Source organism: Pandoraea sp. LA3 (genome assembly GCF_022696215.1).
Lineage (GTDB): Bacteria > Pseudomonadota > Gammaproteobacteria > Burkholderiales > Burkholderiaceae > Pandoraea > Pandoraea capi.
Genome location: NZ_PTPY01000038.1, coordinates 1 through 26,269 on the forward strand (window position 1 = coordinate 1; position 26,269 = coordinate 26,269).

At 63.6% G+C, this 26,269-nt stretch carries 20 protein-coding genes; 15 read left to right on the top strand and 5 right to left on the bottom strand.

Going from position 1 to position 26,269, the window contains the following annotated elements:
* The 5 genes from C5N93_RS22630 to astA all read left to right on the top strand — a co-directional run.
* A partial coding sequence (locus C5N93_RS22630) for a basic amino acid ABC transporter substrate-binding protein (RefSeq protein WP_242560997.1) occupies positions 1-714 on the top strand: 714 nt, incomplete at its 5' end.
* 176 nt (positions 715-890) lie between these two features.
* On the top strand, positions 891-1,643 hold the full coding sequence (locus C5N93_RS22635; protein WP_069343131.1) for an amino acid ABC transporter permease: 753 nt from the start codon (positions 891-893) through the stop codon (positions 1,641-1,643).
* Positions 1,627-2,349, top strand: coding sequence for an amino acid ABC transporter ATP-binding protein (locus C5N93_RS22640; protein WP_242560998.1), 723 nt, complete (start codon positions 1,627-1,629; stop codon positions 2,347-2,349). Before C5N93_RS22635 ends, C5N93_RS22640 begins: the two co-directional genes overlap by 17 nt.
* A 210-nt stretch (positions 2,350-2,559) precedes the next feature.
* A complete protein-coding gene (locus C5N93_RS22645) occupies positions 2,560-3,801 on the top strand; it encodes an aspartate aminotransferase family protein (RefSeq protein ID WP_242560999.1) in 1,242 nt (413 codons plus the stop codon).
* A gap of 219 nt (positions 3,802-4,020) precedes the next feature.
* Positions 4,021-5,076, top strand: coding sequence for an arginine N-succinyltransferase (gene astA, locus C5N93_RS22650; RefSeq protein WP_242561382.1), 1,056 nt, complete (start codon positions 4,021-4,023; stop codon positions 5,074-5,076).
* Positions 5,077-5,107: 31 nt separating this feature from the next.
* Here the strand turns inward: astA and C5N93_RS22655 are convergent, their stop codons facing one another.
* From C5N93_RS22655 to C5N93_RS22670, 4 genes are all read right to left on the bottom strand, one after another.
* The gene (locus tag C5N93_RS22655; RefSeq protein ID WP_242561000.1) at positions 5,108-6,067 is read right to left on the bottom strand and encodes a spore coat U domain-containing protein; all 960 of its coding nucleotides are present in this window, start codon (positions 6,065-6,067) and stop codon (positions 5,108-5,110) included.
* Positions 6,064-8,739, bottom strand: a complete 2,676-nt coding sequence (locus C5N93_RS22660; RefSeq protein WP_242561001.1) for a fimbria/pilus outer membrane usher protein — start codon at positions 8,737-8,739, stop codon at positions 6,064-6,066. Before C5N93_RS22660 ends, C5N93_RS22655 begins: the two co-directional genes overlap by 4 nt.
* On the bottom strand, positions 8,726-9,403 hold the full coding sequence (locus C5N93_RS22665) for a fimbria/pilus periplasmic chaperone (protein ID WP_242561002.1): 678 nt from the start codon (positions 9,401-9,403) through the stop codon (positions 8,726-8,728). The genes C5N93_RS22660 and C5N93_RS22665 overlap by 14 nt, the downstream gene beginning before the upstream one ends.
* A 105-nt stretch (positions 9,404-9,508) precedes the next feature.
* Positions 9,509-10,036 carry a spore coat U domain-containing protein gene (locus C5N93_RS22670; protein WP_242561003.1) on the bottom strand — a complete coding sequence of 176 codons (528 nt, stop codon included), beginning with the start codon at positions 10,034-10,036 and terminating at the stop codon, positions 9,509-9,511.
* Between the two features lie 580 nt (positions 10,037-10,616).
* Between C5N93_RS22670 and C5N93_RS22675 the strand changes: the two genes are divergently transcribed.
* The 9 genes from C5N93_RS22675 (at position 10,617) to C5N93_RS22715 (ending at position 23,819) form a co-directional block, all read left to right on the top strand.
* Positions 10,617-11,189 (top strand): HdeD family acid-resistance protein, encoded by a 573-nt coding sequence (locus C5N93_RS22675; protein WP_150720388.1) that lies wholly within the window; start codon positions 10,617-10,619, stop codon positions 11,187-11,189.
* A 147-nt stretch (positions 11,190-11,336) separates the two neighbouring features.
* The gene (gene dps, locus C5N93_RS22680; RefSeq protein WP_150720387.1) at positions 11,337-11,822 is read left to right on the top strand and encodes a DNA starvation/stationary phase protection protein Dps; all 486 of its coding nucleotides are present in this window, start codon (positions 11,337-11,339) and stop codon (positions 11,820-11,822) included.
* A 233-nt stretch (positions 11,823-12,055) separates the two neighbouring features.
* A complete protein-coding gene (locus C5N93_RS22685; protein WP_242561004.1) occupies positions 12,056-14,761 on the top strand; it encodes a bifunctional acetate--CoA ligase family protein/GNAT family N-acetyltransferase in 2,706 nt (901 codons plus the stop codon).
* 82 nt (positions 14,762-14,843) lie between these two features.
* Entirely contained in the window at positions 14,844-15,821 is a 978-nt protein-coding gene (gene corA / locus C5N93_RS22690; protein WP_242561005.1) for a magnesium/cobalt transporter CorA, read from the top strand.
* Positions 15,822-16,064: 243 nt separating this feature from the next.
* A complete protein-coding gene (locus C5N93_RS22695) occupies positions 16,065-17,378 on the top strand; it encodes a CoA transferase (RefSeq protein ID WP_242561006.1) in 1,314 nt (437 codons plus the stop codon).
* A gap of 259 nt (positions 17,379-17,637) precedes the next feature.
* Complete coding sequence (locus C5N93_RS22700; RefSeq protein ID WP_242561007.1) at positions 17,638-18,480, top strand: sulfite exporter TauE/SafE family protein; 843 nt, start codon at positions 17,638-17,640, stop codon at positions 18,478-18,480.
* A gap of 454 nt (positions 18,481-18,934) precedes the next feature.
* Complete coding sequence (locus C5N93_RS22705) at positions 18,935-19,510, top strand: hypothetical protein (protein ID WP_150720382.1); 576 nt, start codon at positions 18,935-18,937, stop codon at positions 19,508-19,510.
* Between the two features lie 215 nt (positions 19,511-19,725).
* Positions 19,726-20,400, top strand: a complete 675-nt coding sequence (locus tag C5N93_RS22710; protein WP_069343144.1) for a response regulator transcription factor — start codon at positions 19,726-19,728, stop codon at positions 20,398-20,400.
* Between the two features lie 29 nt (positions 20,401-20,429).
* Positions 20,430-23,819 (top strand): ATP-binding protein, encoded by a 3,390-nt coding sequence (locus C5N93_RS22715; protein ID WP_242561008.1) that lies wholly within the window; start codon positions 20,430-20,432, stop codon positions 23,817-23,819.
* 32 nt (positions 23,820-23,851) lie between these two features.
* Here C5N93_RS22715 and C5N93_RS22720 read toward each other — a convergent pair whose 3' ends face one another.
* Positions 23,852-24,757 carry a LysR family transcriptional regulator gene (locus tag C5N93_RS22720; protein ID WP_242561383.1) on the bottom strand — a complete coding sequence of 302 codons (906 nt, stop codon included), beginning with the start codon at positions 24,755-24,757 and terminating at the stop codon, positions 23,852-23,854.
* A 126-nt stretch (positions 24,758-24,883) separates the two neighbouring features.
* Here C5N93_RS22720 and hmgA point away from each other — a divergent pair, with 126 nt between their 5' ends.
* The gene (gene hmgA, locus C5N93_RS22725) at positions 24,884-26,203 is read left to right on the top strand and encodes a homogentisate 1,2-dioxygenase (RefSeq protein WP_242561009.1); all 1,320 of its coding nucleotides are present in this window, start codon (positions 24,884-24,886) and stop codon (positions 26,201-26,203) included.
* Positions 26,204-26,269: the final 66 nt, after the last annotated feature.

Genomic DNA, 26,269 nt, shown 5'->3' on the forward strand with positions numbered 1-26,269 from the left:
GCGCAGGCCGCCGATCCGACCTACACCGTAGGGGCAGGCGGCACGTACCGTCCGTTCGAATTCGAAACGCCGCAAAAGGAACTGGTCGGCTTCGATATCGACGTGATCAAGGCGATCGGCAAGGCCGGCGGCTTCAACGTCAAGCTGGTCAGCACGCCGTGGGAAGGCATCTTCGCCACCCTGGATCAGGGCGATCGCGACATCATCATTTCCGGCATCACCATTACCGACAAGCGTCGTGAAATGGTCGACTTCTCGGCCCCGTACTTCCCGGCCGATCAGGTCATCATCACCGCACCGACCGCAAAGGTCACGGGTCTGGCCGATCTGAAGAAGCTCCAGGTCGGCGTGGTCAATTCGAGCACCGGCGACATCGCCGTCTCGGAAGAACTGGGCAAGGCGAGCACCGCCATCCGCCGCTTCGACAACACGCCGCTCATGCTCGAAGAGCTGTATCGCGGTGGTGTGGACGCCGCCGTGGGCGACGTCGGCGTGATCAAGTTCTACATCAAGAGCCACCCGGAAAAGCCGTTCAAGCTGGTCTACGACAACAAGTTCAAGCGTCAGTACTTCGGTATCGCGGTGAAGAAAGGCAACAAGGTCGCGCTCGACAAGATCAACACCGGCCTGAAGAAGATCGTGGCTGACGGCACCTACGCCAAGATCTACAAGCAGTGGTTCGACGCCGACGTGCCGACCCTGCCGCAGCAGTAAACCGGCGCACCGCATTCAACGCGTGTAAGATTCGCGCCACGCGCGCCAGAGATTCTGGCCACTCGCGGCCCGTGAGCTGATCGTCGAGTTACGACGTCATCCCCGGGCCGCGAGCGTTTTTTCTGCCGGGTAGTCGAGGCTTTCCGGTCCGTTTCATTTTGTGAGAAAGGTGCTTCATGGGTGGGTTCCAGTGGAACATCATCAGCGAATACATGCCCCTGTTCGTCGAGGGCACGCTGATGACGCTCAAGTGCACGGTGATCTGTGTGATCGCCGGCACGTTACTTGGGCTCGTGCTTGGCGTTGGCCGTCTGGCCGAAGCGCGTCACGGCTTCTATAAGTATTTTCTGCGCTACGCGGTGCAATATCCGGTGCGCTTTTACGTCAGCTTCTTCCGCGGCACGCCGCTGTTCGTGCAGATTCTGCTGATTCACTTCGCGCTGATGCCCGTGCTGATCAATCCGTCGGGCGGCCTGCTCGTGAGCGGTGATTTCGCCCGTGAAATCCGCTCGCAGTACGGCGCGTTCATGTCGGCCGTGCTGGCGATCTCGCTCAACGCCGGCGCTTACGTGTCGGAAATCTTTCGTGCCGGTATCCAGTCGATCGACCGGGGCCAGGCCGAAGCCGCCCGCTCGCTGGGCATGACCTATATGCAGACGCTGCGCAAGGTCGTGTTGCCGCAGGCGTTCCGCCGCATGCTGCCGCCGCTGGGCAACAACGCCATCGCCATCGTGAAAGATTCGTCGCTCGCGTCGGCCATCGGTCTGGCGGAACTGGCGTACGCGGCACGTACCGTGTCGGGCGCCTACGCCCGTTACTGGGAGCCGTATCTGACGATTTCGCTCATCTACTGGGTGATCACGCTGGTGCTGTCGGCATTTGTTCAACATCTGGAAACGAGGTACGGCAAAGGTGATCGTCGTCAATAACCTGCAAAAGCAGTACGGCGAGGCGCACGTACTGCGCGGCATTTCGTGCCGCATCGAAGAAAAGGAAGTGGTGTGCGTGATCGGGCCGTCGGGTTCCGGCAAGAGCACCTTTCTGCGCTGCCTGAACGGTCTGGAAGATGTGTCGGGCGGCGAAGTGCTCGTCAACGGTTTCCACGTGGAAGATCCGAAGACCGACATGAATGCCATGCGTGCGAGCGTGGGCATGGTGTTTCAGCGCTTCAACCTGTTCCCGCACATGTCTGTGCTCGAGAATCTGATTCTTGCACCGATGCAGGTGAACGGCATCAAGCGGGCCGAGGCGGTGACCATCGCCGAGCAACTGCTCCGGAAGGTCGGTCTGATCGACAAGATCGACGCGTTCCCGAACCAGCTCTCGGGCGGCCAGCAGCAGCGCGTGGCGATTGCTCGCGCGCTCGCCATGAAGCCAACGGTGATGCTGTTCGACGAGCCGACGTCCGCACTCGATCCGGAACTGGTCGGCGAAGTGCTGGAAGTCATGAAGTCGCTCGCCGGAGAAGGCATGACGATGGTCGTGGTGACCCATGAAATGGGTTTTGCACGGGAAGTGGCCGATCGTGTTTTCTTCATCGATCAGGGCGTGATCATGGAAGAAGGTCCGCCCGAGCAGATCTTCACGGCGCCCAAGCACGAACGCACGCGCGAATTTTTGCGCAAGGTCCTGTAATTCTCACGAATTCTCACGACCGCGACGCGCGCAGAGGTATATCCGCGCGCCGCATCTGATTACAATGCGAGGGTACGCGCGCCGAGTGACTCCGAGCACCGGCGCGTCGCAGGCACCCTGAGCCATTCGCCAGGTTTTTTCATAGGGCAGCGACCTATGTCCGACGTTGCCCCGCAATCGCAGATTGCACTCCGATTTCACGAGGTAGTCATGAGCCAGCAAATCGCTGTGACCCGCCAGACGTTCGACGACGTGATGGTGCCCAATTACGCTCCTGCCCAGATGGTGCCCGTGCGCGGCGAAGGCTCGCGCATGTGGGATCAGCAAGGTCGCGAGTATGTCGATTTCACCGGCGGGATCGCGGTCAACGCGCTCGGCCATGCCAACCCGGAACTGGTGAAGGTCATCGAAGAACAGGCCCGCAAGGTCTGGCACATCGGCAACGGTTACACCAACGAGCCGGTGCTGCGTCTGGCGAAGGCGCTCACCGAGGCCACGTTCGCCGACAAGGCGTTCTTCTGCAATTCGGGCCTCGAAGCCAACGAAGCGGCACTCAAGCTGGCGCGTCGTTATGCGTACGATCACGCTGCGGAGCGTGGCGGCAAGGAAAAGAGTGAGATCATTTCGTTCTACAACTCGTTCCACGGCCGCTCGCTGTTCACCGTGAGCGTGGGTGGTCAGGCCAAGTACACCGAAGGTTTCGGTCCGATCCCGGCCGGCATCATGCATCTGCCGTACAACGATCTCGAGACCGTCAAGGCGACGATTTCGGACGCGACGGCGGCTGTCATCGTCGAGCCGGTGCAGGGCGAAGGCGGCGTGCTGCCGGCCGATCCGGAATTCCTGAAGGGCTTGCGCGAACTGTGCGATCAGCACGGCGCGTTGCTGATTTTCGATGAAGTGCAGACGGGCGTCGGTCGCACCGGCACGCTTTATGCCTACGAACAATACGGCGTGACGCCGGACATCCTGACCACGGCCAAGGCACTGGGCAACGGCTATCCGATTGGCGGCATTCTCACGACCCGCAAGATCGCGGCAAGCTTCTCGCCGGGTACGCACGGCTGCACGTACGGCGGTAACCCGCTGGCCACGGCGATCGCCGGCCGTGTGCTGGAACTGATCAACACGGCCGAGACGCTGAACGGCGTCAAGGCGCGCCACGATCACTTCATCAAGGGTATCGAAGCGATCAATGCCCGCCACGGGGTGTTCGAACAGGTGCGCGGCATGGGCCTGCTGATCGGCGCCGTGCTCAAGCCGGGATTTTCCGGTCGTGCGAAGGACATCGTGGGCGAAGCCGAGAAGAATGGCCTGATGCTGCTGGTCGCGGGCGGTGACGTGGTGCGTTTTGCGCCGTCGCTGAACATCCCGTTCGCCGACATTGACGCGGGTCTCGCCTCGCTGGAAAAGGCAGTCGCGACGGTGGCAGCAACGGCAAAGGCTGCCTGATCGCGCGGCTGCGTTCTCTGCACGCCAGGGCCTGAGCCATGCCCAGGACTTCGGGCCGGACCGACGGATGACGTCGCTCCGGCCCTTGTTGTATCCAGCGGATCCAACGCTTCCCATCATCCATCACGGAATGCCCACATGACGCATCCATCGAAAGCGGTGACCCAAACCCACGCGCTCACCGACACCGATCCCACGCACGACGGCGCGGCGAATTCGTTGCGAGTGGTACGACTGGCGCGTCCGGGCGATCTGCCCGCGTTGCTCGCCCTGGCGGCGCTGGCTGGCCCGGGGATGACGTCGTTCAAGCCGGACCGGGCGGCGCTGGAGGCGCGTCTGACGCGCGTGGCCGCCACGGTCGAGGGTCAGGCGCCTACGGCCGAGCAGGGCTATCTGTTCGTGATGGAAGACGTCGAGACCGGCGAGATCGCCGGCGTCTGCGGGCTGGAAGCGGCCGTTGGGCTGGAGCAGCCGTTCTACACGTATCGCAAGGACACCATCGTCCACGCGAGCCGCGAGTTGAACGTGTGGTCGCGCATGCTTACGCTCTCGCTGTCGAACGATCTCACGGGTTACAGCGAACTTTGCTCGCTGCTGCTCGACCCCAAGTGGCGAGGCCACGGCAATGGCGCCTTGCTGTCGAAGGCGCGTTTCCTGTTCATGGCGCAGTTCCCCGAGCGCTTCGGCCCGCACGTGTGTGCTGAACTGCGCGGATTTTTCGACGACGATGGACAAAGCCCGTTCTGGCAGTCGCTCGGGCAGCACTTCTTCAAGATCGACTTCGATCAGGCGGACTATCTGACGTCCATCGGGAAGAAGTCGTTCGTTGCCGAATTGATGCCGAAATACCCCATTTACGTCGACTTCCTGTCGCCGCAGGCACAGGCGGCGATCGGCGTGACGCACCGCGATACGTTACCGGCGCGGCGTTTGCTGGAGCAGGAAGGGATGCGCTCCGGCGCGCACGTCGATATCTTCGACAGCGGTCCGGTACTCGAAGCGCGGGTGGCCGATTTGCGCGCGGCGCGCGATAGCCGTTACCTGTCGGTCAACATCGTGACGACCGATGACGGGGCACCTGCGGTCGCGCCGAATGCCGAACCCTATCTCGTGGCATGCCTCGGTCTGGACGGGTTCCGCGCCACGCTGGTGACGGGGCGTCCCGAGCGACGTGCGTTTGCGCTCAGCCCGCTCGCCGCGAAGGCGCTCGGCGTGAAGCAGGGTGACCGGGTGCAGGTGTTACCGCTCAAGCCGCCGCGCGCCGAAGCCGTCTGACCCCGTTGCGCAAGCGTTCCTCCGAGCGCGCTCAGAACTGAATCGTCGCCGTCACTGTGTCCGTATAGACGCCGGGGGCCGGCGTCGATTGTGACGGGACGAGCGCGAAGATCGGAATGACCTGAACCAGACCGGTGCCCACGCCGGTCAGTTGCGACGTGCCTGCCGTGCCATCCCCCCAGATCGTGGCGTAGCCGCTGTCCAGATACAGCTGATAGCGCACGCTCGACGTCAGCCCGGTCATCGTGCGTGACGTCACGGTCCCGAGCAATCCCCCCGAGAGGCTGACCCGGAAAGCATCGTTCTTCGTGCATTGCACGCTCAGTTGCCCGCTGCTGGCAACAGGACTGGCGAGTGCCGATTGCGTCGCAAACGTGATGTTGGCCGCAGCAATCGTGCAGTTGTTGATGACGGTGACATTGGCGGTGAACGGCGATCCGGGGACAGCGGTCATGGCCGTGCCGCACGCGGGCGCGGGCGAGAGGGCGGCGTAGGACGCGTATTGCAGTACGGTGTCGGCCGACGCGAACGTGCGCGAATAGACTGTATTGCTGCTGCCCGAGGTCGGCACCGTGGTCTGCCCTGCCGAAATCCTGCCGTAGAAGTTGACGTTCTGCGTCACCGTGCCGCCGAGCAACGGACGCGCCATCGTGAGCGAAATAACGTTGCTCGTGCTACTACCCCAAGCATTCGAGAACGACGGATCGGTGAAAAGTCCGAAATTGATGACGCTGCCGACACTCGCGGCGCTCGTCAGCGTGAGCGGCTGACCGGTGTTGAGCGACAAACAGAGTTTGACGTTCGGGTTGCCGCCGAGCACGGGCCAGGTGCATGACACGGGAAACGTGCCGGTGGCCGAGAGCGCGAATCCCGAAATCGGGCTGAAGGCGGCGAAGGCGAGTGTCGGCGTACCCACCGCGCATGTCTGTGCCTGCGCGCTAAGGGCTAACGCGAGGCATCCGGCGGCGAGCGATGCGCGCTTGAGGATCATGAGTGGCTCTCTTGTGACGATGGCGTCGATGGCGAAGGGTTGTCCGGATCCTTCGCTGCCGGCGAGGCCGGGGGCGACGCCGATTCACCCGCTAGCGTGCCGAACACCACACACGCCAGCGGGCCGACGCGGGCAATACGTCCTTCCGGTGGCGTCGTCCAGTCGAACGAGACGCGGCAGCGCTGGCGTCCGTCACGCGATTCAAGCGTGTTGCGCGCGCCGAGTGCGTCGACGAACACTTCGCCGTCATACCCCACGACCGTCACGATCCCGCTTTGCACATGACGGACCGAGGTGCCCGGCCGCAACGGCTGTCCCGACGCATCGACGAGGGTGACGAGTGCCGCCCGGTAGCGTCGCACAGGGAAGTGCACCAGCACGCCGCTGCGTGCTTGCGGGGCCACACGCCGCTCGGTGGTGGTGACCTCCAGGTCGGCGGGCAGATGCATGGGATCGATGCCGATGCGCGAGGCTTCGTAACCGTTCAGGTCGGGCACCAGAAAGTAGCCACGCGAATCGGTGTGTCCGATGGGCACCGATTCGCGCAGCACCGGCACATGCCCTTGGGCGTCGGTGCTGACCAGCGCGAAGGCGTCGTAGGTGCGGCGTGTCGCGTGGATGCTGCTGTCCATGACGACCAGCGCGCCGGTCATGCCCAGCGCAGCCCCCGACTGACGTCCCACGCGTTGCGCGAGGGCCGAGATTTCGCCGTGGCGGCCGAGATACTGCACCTCGCCCTGCATCGTGCGTTGCGAGAACGCGCGTCCGCCCAGCACTTGCCATCCCCATCCGCCGTTGTAGTCCGGCGTGCGACTCGCGCCGACCCACGCCTGCGTTTGCCCGTCCTGCTGACTGAACGATGCATTGCCCAGCGCAGCACTCGCGCTGTCTGCCGTGCCGCCCAGCAAGACGCTGAGCATGGCGAAGACGCCGTGGGAGCGTCGCCGGGCGAAGTCGCGAAACCCGCCCATGGAGAGCATGCCGCGCGTGCCCGCCGGTAGCGTGAGGCTGGCCGACAGCACACGCGTGGCCGGTTGGCGCGACGCACGCTGCGCGAACCATGCCAGCGATGCGGTGCTGCTGCGCGCAAACGGAATCGACACAGTCACGCGGTCGCTGGCGCGCGGCACCGGCACGCCGTCGAGCGTTGCGATGTCGCGATAGCGCCCGGTGGTGCGGATGACCTGTGCGTCGATGCTCACCCGTCGCGACAGGTATTGATAGCCGGCACTCCACTGGCCGCCGGTACCGCGTCCGCCGGAAATCGATGCCGACGCACTCACGACGCCCGCATGCCCGAGTGCGACGAGCGCACCCGCGCCACCCAGCGCGAGACGTCGGCCGGCCTGTGCCTGCGCTTCGATAGTGACCGTGTCGGCCGCGCCGTAGCGTGCGGCCACCGAGGCGACAGGGTGATGCCGGTACGCGAACGAACGTACGCCGTAGTCGTCTCTCGGCAGACCGGCTTCCACGGAGAAACTCGACAGACCGCGCGCGAGCAGACGCGGGTCGATATAGAGGGGGACGGTCGTGATCCGTTCGCGGCCCAGCGCATCGCGCGTCACCACGCTCGCTTGCAGATCGCCCGTCAGCCCCGGCGTCTCCTGAATGACGAAGGGGCCCGGCGGCACGCGTCCGCCCATGCGTCGAACGCCGTCGAGATACAGATCGACGGAGGAGGGCACGACGGCGCTGCCACGCAATGCAGGGATCGGGAAGGTGACGAGGTCCGGGCGCAACGTGAAGTTGCGGCGCCATTGCACGCCGGCGATACGCAACGAGCGCGACCATGAGAGCGAACCGGTGATGAGGTCGCCCGCAATCCAGGTGGTGAGGCGCGACGGGTCGTCGTGCTGCCACCAGGTGTCGTAGCGACGGTAGCCGTGACGCCCGCGAGCGTGTTCGGCAAGGCCGGTTTGTTGGAGCGTGCCGCCTGACCAGAAGCCGCGAACTTCACTCCACAGCGACGCGCGGGTGAAGCGGTCACGTTGCACGTAGCCATCGTAGTTGACGATGACGCCAGGGTCGGCGCTCGCGCCGATGACCAGCGGCTGCGGGCTGCTCAGGTGGTATGGCGCGAGCCACGCGTCGCCGACGTCGAGCGCCATCGTCTGGCGCGACGCGTCGTAAGCGGTGCGAATGCCGTCGAGCGAATCGAGCGCGACGTCGGTCGAGTCGTTCGGCGGTAGCTGATGCGACGTGAGCCCGAGCGCACGCAGGTCGCCCGCCCTAGCGTACCAGCGGCCCTGCCGTCTCGCGAAAGGTGCGATGCGCCCGGTCGATTCCCCGTTGACGATGACTTCCAGGACGTAAGGGCCGTCGAGCCGGGAGATGCCGGCGGTCGCGGTCATGCCTGGCACCGGAGTCGAGTCGGCACTGACGGCAGGCGTACGTTTGCCTGCGGCCGCCAGTGTCGCGTCATCGAACAACGCCACGCCGGGCGCGTGCGGCGCCGATGCCGAACGCGCGCGCGTGCGATCGATGTCGTCGGTCTCCGGCGGGGCGCCAAACGCCGGACCAGCCGATGCCGTCGAGAGCGCCGCAAACGTGGCGAGCGCGGCGCTCATCGAGACCGCAGCGGACACTCCCGTGGCGCGGGGCGCGACACCGGTCTGCACTGGCGCGGCGCGCCTGAGAGCGCGGCGGGCGGCGGCACGGCTAGCGCTCGCCATCCGGCGAGACGTCTGCGGCAAAGCGCATCGGTACCGCGTCAATGCGCGACTCCACCGTGTACGGGGCCACCGGCGGCGCCCCTGCGGGCCAGCGCACGGCAAAGCGGCGTGTCTGACCCGCCAGCACATAGCCGAGCAGGCCGCGTGTCAGTTCGACGCTGCGCCCGGAGGCATCGAGCACCCGTGTCGCGCCAAGCTGGGCATGGCGCTCGCCGTCGTTGCGCACTTCCAGCTCGCCTTGCGCCATGCGTACGTCGAAATGCAGCGATGGCGCGCGCGTGTTGGCTGCCTGCACGAACACCGGCAGCGAATACCGCAGGCGGATGGACACGCCCTCTGACGGCGTGGCGTCGGCCGACGGCAGTTCGTCGACCAGCAGCCGGTAGCTCTGTTCATTACCTTCGGGTTTGCGGGCAACGTGCACGAGCCGGACGATCTGCCGCTCGCCCGGCTCGATACGCACGATGGGCGGGCTGGCGATGAGCGTCTCGGTCGGTGTGAGTACGTTGTCGCCGTTGCGCTGTGTCCAGGCGTATAGCCGAAGCTGGCCGTGAATCGGCAGATCGCCGGAGTTGCCGAGCGTAAGCGTGGTGGCGGGCTGCGTGGGCAGAATGTTGACGATGACGGGGGAGACTTGCAGCGTCGCGCCGTTACCGTCGGTCACGCAGAGGGTCAGCAGCGCGACAAAGGCACCGCCGCATGCGTAGGCCGTAGGTCGCCGGACGACGGGTCTCGGAGGACGCTTGATCGTCATGATTGACCTGATGTGTCAGAAGTAGACGGTTGCCGTCACCGTCGAAGCGTAGACGTCCGGCGCGGGCATGGTGGCCGACAGCGTGGCCTGACCGTAGACGGTATAGGTCTTGAGCACGCCGGTGCCCGAGTCGCTCAGCGTGTTCGAGCCTTGCGTGTTGCCCCACGGCGTGGCGTAGTTGGCGTCCTGGAACAGGCCGAACGGGATGGTCGTGGTGTTGCCGGTGAGTGTGCCGGCCAGCAGGCGGTTCGTCTCCGTGGAGTTCGGCACCGTCCCGGCATTCAGGCCGATGTTGTAGCCGGTGGAGGCCGTGCAGATGACCGTGAGCGACGACGTACTCGCCACCGGCCCAGTCGCCGAGCCCTGCACGGCGTTGAACGTCATGGGGGTGGCGGCGATCGTGCAGCCGGGCAGGATCGTCAGTTGCACCCGCATTTGCGCGGTGGCCGAACCATTGGAGTAGACGGCAGCGTGTGATGGGGTGCTGTGTCCGAGCACAGCGACGATGCCGGAGACGGCCAGACAAAACAACGGTCGGTTCATGATAATTCTCCTTTGGAGTCCTATTTGATAGAGCGATGTATTGCTGTGGGGACTGCGTTATTGACGTTCACATCACGTGCACATCACGCCCGTTCACGCACTACGTTTCGGACGCTTTTTACGTAGTTTATGAAGGCATTTGCCCGAAATACGCCCGATCAAAGTGTTTTCGGAATGATCCCAAGAGAAGGCGGAAATGCCGCTCGGCGAGTGTCGGATACATACGCGCAACGCGCACGTTCTCTTATGACGCAGTGCGCATGATCGGGGGGATTTCCGGTAACGATCGTGGGGTGACGTCGTGAGGTGCGGCCCCATGCCGCAGGGCTGGCGCGAGATTCGCGGGCGCCGGCACTGGAAGTGCCGTCTGGCATGCGGCGCAGCAAATCGACATCAGATGACGCGCGTCAAAGTGGCTGCCGATGGCACAAGCATTCGCACATATTTCACTTGCTCTCACGTCGAAGCCGTCTCTAGAATGACCTCTTGACGCGCATCGGGCGCCCAATCACATCAAACGTGTGCTAGGCCGTCAGTCGCCCGTGTTCGCTGCCTGCGGATATTTCACGAGAGGGATGCCATGCTCAGACTTCTGTCGAAATACTGGTGGTTGCTTGTGCTGCGCGGCGTGTTGGCCGTGATCTTCGGAATCGCGGCCTTTGCGTTACCGGGCGTGACGATTGCGGTGCTGGTGCTCTGTTTCGGCGCGTTTTCGTTCGTGGACGGCATCTTCTCGCTCGGCGGCGCATGGAGCGCGCGTCAGGAGCATGCCGACTGGTGGCTGCCGCTGCTGCAAGGCATCGCGGGCATAGTCATCGGAGTCCTGACTTATCTCAACCCGGCGTTGACCGCCGTGGCGTTGCTCATCTATATCGTGGCCTGGAGTTTCGTCACCGGCGTGTTGCAGGTGGCCGCCGGCATCGCGCTGCGTCGCGAGATCAAGGGCGAACTGTGGGTCATTCTGTCCGGCGTGTTCAGCATTCTGTTTGCCATCTTCATCATGTGGCAGCCGGGCGCGGGCGCGCTTGCCCTGATCTGGGCGATCGGGTCGTGGGCCATCATCTGGGGCGTGCTGCTGGCAATGGCCGGTTTCAGACTGCGAGGCGCAGGGCACCGTGTGTCGCCTGCGCCCTCGGGACACCTCGGGTCCTGACCCCTCGCAAACAGGGTGAACTCAGCGCACATCTCATCTGTTTCCCTTCGTCCGCACGGGCCCGGCCAGCAAGGCAGCACGGCCGGTATCCGATGCCGACGGCTTCCCCCCGGCGACCTGCGGGCCGCCAGACGTCAGGAGTGTCAAATGGCTCTGAATCATACGCGTAACACCCTCGGTGAAAAAATCCGTATCGAATCGGTCAATCAGCTGAGTCGCGGGCTGGTCAACGGCATCGATGTGCAGCGTCAGGCGAAGCAGGCGCACTGGAACGTGCATGGCCCGGGCTTCATTGAGCTGCACCTGTTGTTCGATAACGTCTATAACGCGGCCATCGAGTGGGCCGATCTGTGCGCCGAGCGTCTTGTCGCGCTGGGCGGTGTGGCTGATGGCCGCGTGCAGACGGTGGCTCAGAAGACTGAACTGCCGACTTACAAGAACGAGTTCAAGCGCGGTCTCGATCATGCCGCGGCACTGGCCGAAGCGCTCGCCGCGTATGGCGAGATCATTCGCGGCCTGATCGATGCGTCCGCCGAAATCGGCGACGCGACCACGTCGGACGTCTTCACCGAAATCTCGCGCGGTGTCGACGATCACCTGTGGAAGGTCGAAGCGCACCTGCGCGGTGAGTGACTGAGTGACGCGGTTGCCGGGCATCCGTTCGGGTGCCCGCGACACGCACGGGCACGGTGCCGGGTCCTCGACGGACATCGGTGTCGTGACCCGCGCATCTCGTTGTCAGACCGACAGATTCGGTCGATTCGCCGAAGGCCGAAGACGAACGCGCGCACCGGCATACCCCGGCGCGCGCGTTTGCATGTCCTGCCCCGCATCCCCTGCATCTTCTGCATCCCCCCGGAGCCGCTATGACTACCCGTAACCTGAGCCAGATGTTCCAGCCGAAATCGGTCGCCGTGATCGGCGCGTCCAATCGCGAGCGCCGCGTGGGTACGACCGTGCTGCAGAACGTCGTCGACGGGGGCTTCAAGGGCGACATCTATCCGGTGAATCCGAAGTATTCGACGCTGGCCGGTCTGAAGTGCTACCGGGATGTCGGCGATTTGCCGCAGGCGCCGGATCTCGCCGTCATCTGCACGCCGCCATCGACGGTGCCCGATCTCATCAAGGAACTCGGCGAGCGCGGTACTCGCGCGGTGGTCGTGCTGACCTCGGGACTCGCACGGGAGAAAGATCGCCACGGCGTGACGTTGCAGGCGCGCATGCTCAAGAACGCGAAGCCGCATGTGCTGCGCATTCTCGGGCCGAACTGCATCGGGCTGCTGAGCCCCGGCATCGGCCTGAACGCAAGCTTTGCGCACATGGGCGCGCGGGCGGGCAAACTCGCCTTCGTCTCCCAGTCGGGGGCGCTGACGACGGCTGTGCTCGACTGGGCCGATGCCCGTGAGATCGGCTTTTCGCATTTCGTCTCGATGGGCGACAGCGCGGACGTGGACTTCGGCGACATGCTCGACTATCTCGCGAGCGACCCGGGCACGGACGCCATTCTGATGTACATGGAATCGATTCGCGACGCGCGCAAGTTCATGTCTGCTGCGCGCGCCGCCGCACGTAACAAGCCGGTCGTCGTGATCAAGTCGGGACGCGTGCCCGAGGGCGCGCAGGCAGCCGCCTCGCATACGGGGGCGCTGGCCGGATCGGACGACGTGTACGACGCTGCCATCCGGCGCGCCGGTATGCTGCGCGTGGATACGACCGACGAGTTGTTTGCCGCAGTCGAGACGCTCGCCCGTCTGCGCCCGTTCGTCGGCGACAAACTCTCGATCATGACCAACGGCGGCGGTGCCGGCGTGATGGCCACCGACGCCCTCGTACTGGAGGGAGGCAAGCTCGCCCATCTGAGCGACACGACGCGCGAGGCGCTCGACGCCGCGCTGCCGAAGACGCTGGGGCGGGTCAACCCGGTCGATATCGGGGGGGACGCCGACCTCGATCGCTATACGGCAACGCTTGCCGCGCTGTGCGGCGACCCCGAGACGGCTGCGGTGCTGTTCATTCAGGCGCCGACGGCCGTCATGCCGAGTCTCGACGTTGCGAACGCGCTTGCGGCGTTACCCAAGCCACCGAAAAACGTCTTCACCTGCTGGCTCGGTGGCGAGACGGCCGAGCGCGCGCGTCGCATCTGCCGCGAGGCCGGCCTGCCGACGTACGACACGCCGGAGAACGCCGCCCGGGCGTTTCTCGAAGCGGTGAACTATCGACGCAACCAGTCGCTGCTGATGGAGACGCCACCCTCCATTCCGCCGGGATTCGCGCCCGACGTGGCGCGTGTGCGGGCCATCGTCGACAGTGCCATGCGCGAGGGACGGGCGCTTCTCACGGAGCCGGAAGCGAAGGGCGTGCTCGCTGCCTACGGCATTCCGGTCGTGGAGACGCTCGTTGCCGAGACGCCCGAACTCGCGGGCGAGTTGGCGAAGGGCATCGGCTTTCCGGTGGCCGTCAAACTGATTTCGCCGGACATCACGCACAAGTCGGATGTCGGCGGTGTCGTGCTCAACATCGAAACGGCGGAACAGGCGAGCGAGGCCGCGCGCCAGATTCGCAAGCGCGCGCTGGCCGCGAAACCCGACGCTCGCGTGACCGGTTATTCGGTGCAGCGCATGGCCAACGGCGCGGAGGCGTTCGAATTGATCGTGGGCGTGGCGACCGACAACGTTTTCGGGCCGGTGCTGCTGTTCGGGCAAGGCGGCACGGCTGTCGAGGTCATTGCCGATCGTACGATCGGGCTGCCGCCACTGAATCTGAATCTCGCGCGCGACATGGTGGCGCGTGCACGCGTGTCGAAGCTGCTGGCGGGGTATCGCAATCGTCCCGCCGCCGATCATGAGGCGATCTATCTGACGCTGGTGAAGCTCTCGCAACTGGTGTGCGACGTGCCGGAAATCGCGGAACTCGACATCAATCCGCTGTTTGCCGACGCACGCGGTGTGCTCGCGCTCGACGCTCGCATCGTGGCGCGTGCGCCTGCCGTGCCGGGACATGGCCGGCTGTCCATCGCGCCGTATCCGCAGGAGCTGGAGAGTACCGTGGATGCGGGCGGCAAGCCGGTGCGGGTGCGTCCGATCCGGCCGGAGGACGAGCCGGCGTACAACGCGTTCTTCCATACGCTTACACCGCAAGACGTCCAGTTCCGCTACTTCGGGCTGATCAAGGAGTTGTCGCACTCACAGATGGCGCGCGTCACGCAGATCGACTACGACCGCGCAATGACGTTCGTCGCCACGGAAAAGGACGAGGCCGGGCAAACCCGTTTGCTCGGCGTGGTGCAGGCGCTCGCGGATCCCGACAACACGGTCGCCGAGTTTGCGGTGACGGTGAGTCCGGCGGCGCAGGGGCGCGGCCTGGGACGCGCGCTCATGGAGCACATCGTCGATTACAGCCGCAAGCGGGGCACTGGGGAACTCATCGGCTATGTGCTCTCGGCAAATACGCGTATGCTGACACTCGCCCGTCATCTCGGTTTTGTCGAAGACAAGGAAATGGAGGCGGGCATTCTTCATATCCGGCTGCCGCTGCAACAGACGGCGCAGGCGCGGGAGACACGCAAGGTGTGACGGCGGACGATGGCGGCCGGCGCGCTCACTGCGCCCGGCGTTTGCTCGCGGGGCAGGGCGGCCGCCTCGACCAGGAAGACGAATGCTAGTGAATTGCGTGGCCTATGAGGATGGCCGCAAGATTGCCGATCTGCACCCCGACGAAATCTCGGACTATCTCGAACGTCCGCATTGCTTCGTCTGGGTGGCGCTCAAGGACCCGGGCCCGGGAGAGCTGGCGCAGATGCAACATGAGTTCGGTCTGCACGACCTTGCCGTCGAAGACGCGCAACACGGTCACCAGCGTCCGAAAATCGAACAGTACGGCGACTCGCTCTTTGCCGTGCTTCACGTGCTCAACAAGGACGACGCCGGCGACTTCTCGATCGGCGAGGTGGCGATTTTCGCGGGGCACAACTACGTGCTCTCGGTGCGCTCGAACGCGACGCAGGGACTTGGTGCGGTGCGCGCTCGTGCGGAGAAGGAGCCGCATCTGCTGCGTCAGGGTTCCATCTTCGTGCTCTACGCGTTGATGGACGCCATCGTCGACAGCTACTTTCCAGTGTTCGACGATCTCGAAGCGCAACTCGAAGCCATCGAGGAGCAGATTTTCACGCCGAATGCGCCCACCAAAGGGCGCGCGATCATCGAGGATCTTTATCAGCTCAAACGTCGGCTCATTACGCTGCAACACGCGTGCGTGCCGCTCATGGAAGCGGTCAGCAAGCTGTTCGGGGCGATGGCGCCGAAGCTTTGTGGCGGGATGCAGGAGTATTTTCGCGACGTCTTCGACCACCTTCAGCGCATTACGAAGAACATCGATTTGCTGCGTGAAATGGTGACGACCGCGCTGTCCGTCAATCTCGGCATGATTTCGCTGTCGGAAAACGAAACGACGAAACGTCTCGGGTCGTTCGCGGCGTTGTTTGCGGTGCCCACGATGATCGCCGGGATTTACGGGATGAACTTCGACGACATCCCCGAATTGAAGCTCCATTACGGCTACCCGATCTGTATCGCCGTGATGACCATCATCGACCTGCTGCTGTTTCTCAAATTCCGTAAAGCCGGCTGGCTTTGACCGCTGGGGCGAGGGGGTGGAAGGCCGGGGAAGGCGTGCGCAAGGCCTTGCCTTTCATGTCAGGTGCATGTCCTGACGGGCTTTGCGGCCGCCCCTGTTGCCCGGTGGCAACGCGCCGTCGACCCTCCATTTTTTCGCAGTGACCGGCGTGGAGTAACTGTTCTAGAATGCGTCAACGCCGCGTCAGACGGTTGCCAAGGGTTGAAAACTACAACAAACCGTCAGGCAAAAAGGGGTCAGATATTGAACGCACCACTCACGGGGATCCGCGTCATTGAGTTCTGTCGCGGCGCGGCGGGTGCCTATTGCGGCATGCTGTTGGCCGACATGGGCGCAGACGTCATCATGGTCGACGAACCTGTCGACGAACTTTCCAGCGATAGCCAGAACCCGCTCGGCGAAACCGCGCAGTTGGGTTTGCGGCGCAACAAGCGATCCGTGGCACTGGATCTGCTCACACTCGAAGGCCGTAGCCTTGCTCACACTCTGGTGCGCGGGGCGGACGTCGTCATCGAATGTCTGCCGCCAGGCACACTGTCGCGTGCGGGACTCGCTTATGACGCGCTAAGCGGTGTTCAGCCGCATCTCGTCTACGTCTCCATTTCCGCTTTTGGTCAGGATGGCCCGCGCTCGGCGGCCCAACAGGGCGGCGTGCCCGCGCTTGAAGCGCTCAGAGGAATGCTCGGCGCGGCGTCGCACGGCGCCGAGCCGCCGCGCGACCTGCCGGTTGCCGATCTTGCCGCCGGCCTTTACGCCGCATTCTCTGTCTCGGCAGCGTTGGTCGCAGCGAAGCAGCAGGGGATTGGCGTGCATATCGACGTGCCAATGCTCGGCGCGACGCTCGCGATTGCGGCCCTGCGCGCCGGAGACGCCGGGGCTGAAGCGGCCCAGCGGGCCGGGCTCGTTCCTGCGGCGGCGATGGTGCAACCGGTCGGCGAAAGCGTGCCCTCGATGATCCGGCAACGGCAGGCGCTGGCCGATGCGGCAGGACTCGGCAGGAGTTCTCCGCTGGCTGACGATGTCGCTGATAGCGGTCCTGACGGGAAACGTTTTGGTGGCCCGGTGGCACCGTGGCCCACGTTCCGGGCGCGCGACGGGTATTTCGGCATGGATCTCGACGGACCGGCCCATTGGCAGGCGATCTGCGCACTGGTGCACCGGGTCGATCTGCTCGACGACTCGCGGTTCGGTAACGCGCGCGAGCGGGCTCGCCATCAGGCTGCGTTGCGCGACGTGCTCGAAGCGGTATTCGTGCAGGAAGATCGAGGCGTCTGGCTGGCAAGGCTCGTTGCCGTCGGCGTGCCTTGTACAGCGATCAGCACGTATTCGCGCGTGCTTGCCGATCCGCAGGTCGCGCACATGGGATGGGTGCGGCCTATGGTGCTGCCCAGTGGCGAGACGACGCACACGATCGTCTCGCCCGTTCGGTTGAACGGACAAAGCCCGGTGACCCGGATCGATCCGCCCGCACCCGGCGCGCACACGGGCGACATCCTCGCGGAACTTGATGCTGTCGAGGCGGAGAATACGCCGCCCTCGGAGGCATCTCGCACCTAGTCTGATTTCGTCTGTTCCCTCGTTTTCAGATCACGCGGCACTCCTGGAGTGCCGCTTTTCATTTTGCCTTGGCGTTTTGCGACGACGCCATGTTCCCCTCATCTGCCGTCATTGGTCCTTATCGTGGCGCCCATCGTTAGGGCAACCCACCGCCGGGACTTTTCCTGAATTGCCCATTTCTATATAATTCATCGTCATAAGCATATGACCAATAGTGATTTGGATCGTGTGCCAAATCACCTTTCGCCGGATCTCGCCCATGTTTCCCGACTTTTCGAGTGCCTCGTCTGCTGCCGCCGTCCTGGGTGCGGCTGTCGGTCTCGTGCTGGGTCTTACCGGGGCTGGCGGCGGTATTTTCGCCGTTCCCGCATTGGTCTTCGGGCTGGGGTGGGGCGTGCCACAGGCGGGACCCGTGGCGTTGCTCGCTGTGGGCGCGAGCGCTGCGGTCGGTAGCGCGCAGGGATTGCGTGCCGGGATTGTGCGATACCGGGCTGCGATATTGATGGCGGGAATTGGCGTTTGCATGGCGCCGCTGGGTAGCTGGATGGCGCATCGGCTGCCGGAGCGATGGCTCGTCGGGCTGTTTGCCGTCGCGATGCTCATCGTTGCGGCGCGCATGTATCGGGCGTCGCGAGGCGGTGCGGCGAAGGCGGCCGACAACGGAGCGGCAGTGTCCTGTGCGCCTCTGCCGCCGTGCCGTATGGATCCGTCTACGGGGCGTCTGCATTGGACGCGGCGAGTGGCTGGCACGCTCGGTGTTATCGGTGCGGTGTCGGGCTTTGCGTCGGGATTACTGGGCGTGGGCGGCGGATTTGTGATCGTTCCCGCGCTGCGCCGCTTCACAGACATCACGGTGCACGGTGTCGTGGCGACGTCGCTGTTCGTCATTGCGCTCATCTCCGCGGGTACCGTCGCCAACGCCTGGTGGCACGGCATGCACCCGGGGGCGCAAGGCTGGACGTTCGTCGTTGGGGCGGTCGCCGGAATGCTGTTCGGGCGTGCACTCGCACCGCGTCTCGCCGCAACCCGGCTTCAGCAAATCTTTTCTGTGCTCATGGCCGCCGTCGCGCTGGGAATGTTCGTTAAAGCCTTCGGCGCGTGATTCTCTTAAAGCGGTAAATCCCGCAAACCCAAGAAATACCATCGATTGAATTGGTGGTTGATTCGCTATTAAATCGCGCATCCAAATCCCTCGAAATTCGCAACGTCTTTCGAGTGAAATTATTGATATTCGATACGCCGGTCTTGCGTGACTCAGGGACTGTGGTTCGCGTCACAGTCACCTTTCGAATGAATCTTTTCCTCACCTGACTGTCCATTAGAACGCTGCGTGAGCGTTTGCACTACGTCACTTGAGTTTTTCCCGCATACAGATGCAATGTAATGCGTGCGCCACGTGAGCTGCGAACGGTGATCCTCCTATTTTGGACTAGGATATTTCCTATAAAGAGTTCCAAAACGGTAGGGTTTTGTAGATTTATCCTATATTTCCGCTGGTCGTGAAAGTGACGCGTAACGTTTTGATGTCACGCGGCAATGCGATTGGTAATGGACCAATGACCACAACCTACGTTGACGCTTTCCTGGCCGATTCGTCCAGCCGCCCGAAGGCTGGGCGTGCAAGTGGGCGGCGCGCCGTGACGACCCTGATGCGTTTGGGCGGCGCATTGGTGGCTGCACTGCTTGTCGGATGTAGTGAATACAAGGCATCGACGGCAAGTGTGAGCGGCCCGGCTTCCGAATCGGAAATGGAAGGGACATCGCTGTCGCGCGTGGAGTCGCAGGATGCAGTGCCGCGGGAAGTCGAAACGCGGATGCGACCGGTGGCCGCGGCAGTCAAGATGAGTGGTACGCCGCAAGTCGGCGTCGTCGTGAGCGGCTCGTATCGCTGGATGGCGGACTGGCCCGAGACCGATAGCGTGCATCTGTGGGAAGCGGCATCTGGACCGACGCGCATTCGCGTGGTCGGGCGCGCCCGCGAAATGATGCCCTCGGCCGGCTTGCGCGGCGTTCGCATTCGTTACTGTGTCAAGCCGGTGATCGGCACGGACACATCCCGGTTGACAGGGCACAAGACGTGCTCGGCCTGGACCACCGTCGACGGCGCCAAGACTGCCGATGTCGCTGGCTAGCGACGGCTAGCGCAGGCGACAGGCAGGGGCGAGAAGGCCCTTTGCGCCGGACTGTCGAGTCCCGCTTCGTCGCCTGGCAGCAATGCGGTTACGACTTCGTGACCAACGGGTGTGTCGGCAAGACGCACATTCCTCTTTTTGGGACGTCATGACGCGCAGACAAAGCGGAGGATCGCGCGCGTCCGTGACTGAATTCTTCTAAAAGGATCTCGCAAATGATGGTAAAGATTCTGATTGCCGACGATCACCCGATCGTCGCCTCCACGCTACGTGAAATGCTCTCCCCGGATCCGGGTTTTCACGTGCTTCCTCCGGTCTCCAACTCAACGGAACTGTTCAAGGCGCTCGAGACGAACTCCGTCGACGTCCTGATCACCGATTACTGCATGCCGGGCGGTGCCTTCGGCGATGGTCTCGTCATGATCAATCGCGTACGTCGCAAGTATCCCGATGTGAAGATCATCGTGTTCACGTCGATCGAGCAGCCGGCCATCATCCATGCGTTGGATAGCTGTGGCGTGTTGGGCGTGATGACGAAATCCGATGATCTGCGTGAAATCACGGTCTGCGTGGAGCGTTGCCGCCGGGGCATGAGTTATCGCGGTGGGCGCGCCGAGCAGATCCTCGAAGAGCAGATGCGCCGCAAGCCCACCGCGCGCCGCCCGCTCTCGCCCAAGGAGATGGAAGTGCTGCGCATGTATCTGGACGGTCAGAACGTGTCGCAGATTGCCGGTGCGCTCAAGCGTTCGGCCAAGACGATCAACAATCAGAAACGTATGGCGATGTGCAAACTGGGTTGCCGGACCGACATGGAGCTGTTCAAGCTGCATGTCTCGAGCCCGGTTCAGTTCGGGCGCGATAGCGACGCCGAAGCGCCGAGTGCCGCCTGAGTCCGCCGCGCTCACAGACGTTGGAGTCTATGCCTGCCAGAACGATGACGCGTGACATCGCGATCGCCGGCCGCCTGCTTCGCATTGGTGGCCTGCTTGCCCTTTTGTTCGGTTTGTCCGTTTGGGTTGCTGCCGTCTCGTACGCGCTGTTTGGCACACTCTGGCAAAGCGGGCAAAAAACGGAGTCGTTCTTCGCTGCGGTCGGCCGGGAAATCCGCGATCTGGAAATCTTCAACGAGCAGGCCCGCGCAATGGCGCAGGCCACACAAGCCAGCTCGGTTCGTCCGGGCGGCGCGACACAGGCGCTGACGGACCGGATCCTCAAGCCGCTCGTGTCCATGCCGGTCGGCAGTGCCCGGCGCATCAACGGTGTCGGGTGGGATAGCGAATTCGAAATCGTCAAGCTGGCGGATATCCCGCCGGAGCGCGCCGAGTCGCTGGCGCGTCTGACCTTACGGCTCATGGTGCTCGACGCCAACTTCTGGAGTCCGCTCGACGCCCAGGACGAAACCTTCATCATTTCTGCCGACGGCGCCTTTGCGACGTATCGGCCCGCCATCGGCCGTGAGGCCTTCAGTCCCGCCGACCTGGCGCGCGATACGCAGGCGATGCTCGCCGAGATCAACAAGGTCGAGCGCTATCACGCGCGGGTGCGCGGAAACAGCGACGGCCCGTTCTGGACGTACAACTACAAACATCCCGTCACCCATCTGAAGACCGTGTCGAGCTTCGTGCCGATACGCGATCTCAACGGACATCTGGTGCTCTACGTCGGCACCAGCATGTCGCCCGAAATGATCGTGCCGCCGCGCATGCGGCATCTCGAACGTACCGGGGAAGCGCTCCAGTTGATTTCGGAGGACGGCCTCGTGATCGCGAGTGCCGGTCTTCCGCTTTCGTCGTTGGGACATTTGCGCACGCTAGTGACGTTGCCGCTCTTCGGCGGTGCGCAGATGACGTTGCGTACCGATGGTCAGCGGCTCGTCTTCGAACGCCGGCTGGCATCGACCCCGTGGTACGTTCGCTACGCGGTGCGTCCGGCGCAGTTGCTGCGCGAGAACGCTACGTTGTTGCTGGGCGCCACGTTATTGCTGCTGTTGTATGCCGCAGGGGTGTACGCGGGTATGCGCTACATGCGTCAGCGCATCATCGAGCCGGCACGTCAGCGCACCACGGCGCTGCTCGAGCGCGACGCCTTTACGCAGACCCTCATCGAAACCGCGCCCGTCGGCATGGCGATCATCGATCCGTTCGAACCCGCTGTGGTGATGAGCAATCCGGCCTATGCGGGCACGGTCGATCTGCTGCGCCATCTCGGTGATGGCGAACTCACCCGCATGTACCGTCAGCTTCACAGTGGAGTCGTTGCGCGTCCGGTGCGCCGGCTGCTGAGTGCGCTCGACGACGCCGGCGAGCGCCACTATGCCGTGAGTTTTGTCGATACCGTATTTCGCGAGCAGCCGGTGTTGATAGGTACGCTTTCCGACGTCACCGAGCAGCGGCGCTTCGAGCTGGAGCAACGCAAGGCTCGTCTGGCGGCGGAGAGTGCCAATCGCGCCAAGGACGTGTTCCTGACGACGGTCAGTCACGAGATGCGTACGCCGTTGTACGGCACGCTCGCGTCGATCGAACTGCTCAGTGCGCAGAACCTGGGTGATGACCACCGGTATTACGTCGACGTGATGGAAAGCTCGACGCGCAACCTGCTCGACCTCATCAACGATCTGCTCGACTATTCGCGCATTCAGGTGGGACGTTTTGAATTGAATTCACGCGACTGCTCACTGCTCAAGGAGCTTGAGGCGGTCGGTTTGTCGTTTACGGGGCGTGCGCGTTTGCAGGGGCTGACACTCGACTGGATGATCGATCCGCAGCTCGCGCGCGCGGTGCATACCGACGCGTTGCGACTCGGTCAGGTCGTGACCAATCTCGTCGGCAATGCCATCAAGTTCACGGAGAACGGACACGTTGCGTTTGCCGCGATGGTCACGCGTGCGGATATGCAGGGCTGCGATGTGGCCTTTACCGTGAGTGATAGCGGTGTCGGTATCGCGGCTACGGATCTTGCCGACTTGTTCCGTCCGTTCGGCAAGAGTACGACCGAGCCGGGCATGCAGCACGGCACTGGGCTGGGACTGGCGATTTCTCACCAGTTTGTCGGCATGCTCGGTGGCGTGCTGGCAGTCGACAGCGAGGAGGGCAAGGGGACGACGATGCGCTTCACGCTTCATCTGCCCTGGGCGCCGGACAGCGAAGCGCCTGTCGTCGCGGAGTCTCCGGAGACGTTCGCCTACGTCAGCGCGATGCCGCGTCGTCACTGGTATCTCGACGCATTGATCCGCCGCGCCGGCTTCCAGCCGGTCAGGTATGACGACGCGGTGTCCTGGTCCACCGGCTTGGGCCGCGAGCAGGATTCGGGGCTGTTGATGTTCGCCGACGAATGGCCCGTGCGAGGAATGGCCGGCGCCGAAGTCTACTTGTTGCGTTCCACCCCAGTGGATCGTCTTGCTGGCAGCGCGCCGGTATGGCCGCGTGACATCGCGCTCTTCCAGCAGGCCGAACTCTGGGAGGCGCTGGGTTCGGCGCCTCGACCGGGGCTGGCGACCCACGGGGAATTGCCGGTGCCGGGCACCGCGAATGCGCAGGCGCGTGTGAAGCCGCTGGCCGGATGGTACGTGCTGGTGGCGGATGACCATCCGATCAGCGGCATGTTGCTGTCGCGTCAGTTGGAGGGGCTGGGGGCGATGGTGGACTGCTATCACGATCCACGTGAAGCGCTCGACGCCTTTGACGCCGATTCGCACATGCTGGTGATCACAGACGCCAACATGCCGCATATTTCCGGGCATGCGTTGGCGACGGACATCAAGGCGCGTGCACCGCACGTGCCTGTCGTGGTGGCAACGGCAGACGTCACGCTTCGTAACGATCGTGAGGCGAAATCGCCTTACGATGCGGTCGTCTACAAGCCGGTCGATGCGCGTTCATTGTTGCGGGTGATCGAGCTGGTTCGCTCCCGCTACCCGTCGCTTTGCGTCGACATTGCGCCGTTGCCCGCGTCGACGCGTCTGATCGAGAGCGCACCGAAGCCGGCACCGGAAACGGCGTCGCGAAAAGATTGGCGCTTGCCGTTGTCGGACATGCTCGACACATTCGTCACGATAGCGGATCAGGACATTGCGAACTGCCGCGCCGCATTGGCCGACGTCTCGCGTGAGACGCTGCGCCATTCCGCGCATCGGTTGCGAGGCGGCTTTATGGCGTTCGGGCTGAGTTCGCTGGCGTCGTTGGCCGCGCAGGTCGAACACCTCGCCCCGCAGGCGTCGGTGGGGCAGATGGAAGCCGCGTTCGACGCGCTCGATGCTGCCTGGAACGACTGGTTGCGGGCGCAAGGGCATGCCATCGTCAGCGATGCGTGATACCTGAGCTCCGATCCCTCATCTCACGCCCCTTATTCCACGAAGTGTTCTGAGATCAACTGGCGTAGCCATTGATTGCCGGCGTCCTGATGGTAACGCCGGTGCCAGAACACATTGGTTTGCAACGCGGGAAGCCGCAGGGGTGGTTTGACGAAGTGAAGTCCGAACGGTGCCGCGGCGCGCTCGGCAAATTTCTGCGGCACCGTGACCACGAGATCGTTGGCGCTCACGACATAGGGGACCGCGATGAAATGGGGCACCCAGAAGTTGGCGTCGCTCCCGAAACCTGTCTGTGAGAGCAATTGATTGACGCGCGCATAGGGGTTGTCACCCGTCGTCACGAACAAGTGGCGCGCCGCCTTGAATTCCGCCAGCCCGGCATCGGGCGTGTCGAGCGCGTGTCCGATGCGAAACATACTCACGTACTGCTGTCGAAACAGCCGCCGCTGAAAGAACGGTCCGGTCAGGTCGTCGAACGCGCCCACGGCGAGATCGATGCGTCCGGCCGCCATGGAATCCTTCAAGTCGGGCAGCGACGCCCGGACCGTGCTGATGCGTACGCCCGGTGCCAGGCGGGTGCACAGATCGATCAGTGCCGGCATGAAGTACACCTCACCAACGTCCGTCATGGCCAAAGTGAACTCTCGCTGGCTGCTCGCCGGATCGAACGCCTCCCGATGATTGATCGCCCGCGAGATACCGGCGAGCGCAGCCGACACCGGTTCGGCCAACGCCTCGGCGAACGGGGTGGGTTGCATGCCGGTGCCCGTTCGGGTGAAGAGCTCGTCCTCGAACGTTTGCCGCAGGCGCGCAAGACCGTTACTGACGGCAGGCTGCGACAGGCCCAACTCCCGGGCTGCCTGAGAAATACTGCGGTGGGTGAGCACGGCGTGGAAGACCACCAGCAGGTTCAGATCGACATCACGTAAGGAAATCATGGGGTGGTGCGCGGGCGTGAAGGTATTATTCGCGTTGTGAATATAGTGGATTTGTGTATTTATATCGCAAAATTTGGTCGCTTGTCGGACAATAATCGCATTCGAAATCAGGAGACGAGGCCGCTCATGCGCCAAGCAGACCAAATTCAAGGGGAACTGGGCTACCTGTCCGGTTTTACCAATGAGTTCGCCACCGAGGCATTGCCCGGCGCGCTGCCCATCGGGCAAAACTCGCCGCAACGTGCGCCCTATGGCCTCTACGCGGAACAACTTTCCGGCACGGCATTCACGGCGCCGCGCGGCCATAACCGCCGCTCGTGGGTTTATCGCATTCGTCCGGCCGCGATGCACAAGCCGTTCACAGCGCTTGAGAACACGCGCTGGCTGAGCCGCTTTGGCGATGTGCCGACGCCGCCGAACCAGATGCGCTGGGATCCGCTGCCGATGCCGGAAGCACCGACTGATTTCGTCGACGGCATGGTGACGATGGGTGGCAATGGCAGCCCCGACGCCGGCCACGGTTGCGGGATTCATGTGTATGCCGCCAACAAGTCGATGGATGGGCGCTTCTTCTACAACGCCGATGGCGAACTGCTTGTGGTACCGCAGGAAGGGCGTCTGCGCATCGCGACCGAATTCGGTGTGCTCGACGTTGAACCGTATGAAATCGCCGTGTTGCCGCGAGGCGTGCGCTTTCGCGTGACGTTGCCGGACGGCCGTGCGCGCGGTTATGTGTGCGAGAACTACGGTGCCTTGTTCCGTCTGCCGGATCTCGGGCCGATCGGATCGAACGGCCTTGCCAATCCGCGCGATTTCCTGACCCCCGTTGCTGCGTATGAAGACGTCGAGGGCGACTTCGAACTCGTAGCGAAGTTCGGTGGCGCGTTGTGGCGTGCCGACATCGGTCATTCGCCGCTGGACGTTGTGGCGTGGCATGGCAACTACGCGCCGTACAAGTACGATTTGCGCCACTTCAACACGATCGGCTCGATCAGCTACGACCATCCGGACCCGTCGATCTTCCTGGTGCTCCAGTCGCAGAGCAACACGCCGGGCGTGGACGATATCGACTTCGTGATTTTCCCGCCGCGTTGGCTGGCGATGGAAAACTCGTTCCGCCCGCCCTGGTTCCACCGCAACATCGCCAGCGAATTCATGGGCCTGATTCACGGCGTCTACGACGCCAAGGCCGAGGGCTTCGTGCCGGGTGGTGCAAGTCTGCACAACTGCATGTCGGGCCACGGCCCCGATGCGGGTACGTTCGAGAAGGCATCTGCGGCCGACACGAGCAAGCCGCATAAGGTCGACGCAACGATGGCTTTCATGTTCGAAACGCCGGCGGTGATTCATCCGACGCGGTTCGCGCTGGAAACCAAGCAGTTGCAAGACAACTATTACACCTGCTGGCAAGGCCTGAAGAAGCACTTCAACCCGAACCAGAAGTAAGCGGCATCGCGCCAACACACACACCATCATCAAGACAGCCGGCCCGGCGCCTATGCGACGCACGGC

Bases quoted from the DNA above. Each gene is read 5' to 3' on its own strand.
- C5N93_RS22635 (WP_069343131.1), top strand. From the start codon at position 891: ATGGGTGGGTTCCAGTGGAACATCATCAGCGAATACATGCCCCTGTTC.
- C5N93_RS22715 (WP_242561008.1), top strand. From the start codon at position 20,430: ATGCCTGCCAGAACGATGACGCGTGACATCGCGATCGCCGGCCGCCTG.
- C5N93_RS22710 (WP_069343144.1), top strand. From the start codon at position 19,726: ATGATGGTAAAGATTCTGATTGCCGACGATCACCCGATCGTCGCCTCC.
- dps (WP_150720387.1), top strand. From the start codon at position 11,337: ATGGCTCTGAATCATACGCGTAACACCCTCGGTGAAAAAATCCGTATC.
- C5N93_RS22700 (WP_242561007.1), top strand. From the start codon at position 17,638: ATGTTTCCCGACTTTTCGAGTGCCTCGTCTGCTGCCGCCGTCCTGGGT.
- C5N93_RS22655 (WP_242561000.1), bottom strand. From the start codon at position 6,067: ATGATCCTCAAGCGCGCATCGCTCGCCGCCGGATGCCTCGCGTTAGCC.
- C5N93_RS22670 (WP_242561003.1), bottom strand. From the start codon at position 10,036: ATGAACCGACCGTTGTTTTGTCTGGCCGTCTCCGGCATCGTCGCTGTG.
- C5N93_RS22675 (WP_150720388.1), top strand. From the start codon at position 10,617: ATGCTCAGACTTCTGTCGAAATACTGGTGGTTGCTTGTGCTGCGCGGC.
- C5N93_RS22645 (WP_242560999.1), top strand. From the start codon at position 2,560: ATGAGCCAGCAAATCGCTGTGACCCGCCAGACGTTCGACGACGTGATG.
- C5N93_RS22685 (WP_242561004.1), top strand. From the start codon at position 12,056: ATGACTACCCGTAACCTGAGCCAGATGTTCCAGCCGAAATCGGTCGCC.
- hmgA (WP_242561009.1), top strand. From the start codon at position 24,884: ATGCGCCAAGCAGACCAAATTCAAGGGGAACTGGGCTACCTGTCCGGT.
- C5N93_RS22660 (WP_242561001.1), bottom strand. From the start codon at position 8,739: ATGGCGAGCGCTAGCCGTGCCGCCGCCCGCCGCGCTCTCAGGCGCGCC.
- C5N93_RS22720 (WP_242561383.1), bottom strand. From the start codon at position 24,757: ATGATTTCCTTACGTGATGTCGATCTGAACCTGCTGGTGGTCTTCCAC.
- C5N93_RS22705 (WP_150720382.1), top strand. From the start codon at position 18,935: ATGACCACAACCTACGTTGACGCTTTCCTGGCCGATTCGTCCAGCCGC.
- corA (WP_242561005.1), top strand. From the start codon at position 14,844: ATGCTAGTGAATTGCGTGGCCTATGAGGATGGCCGCAAGATTGCCGAT.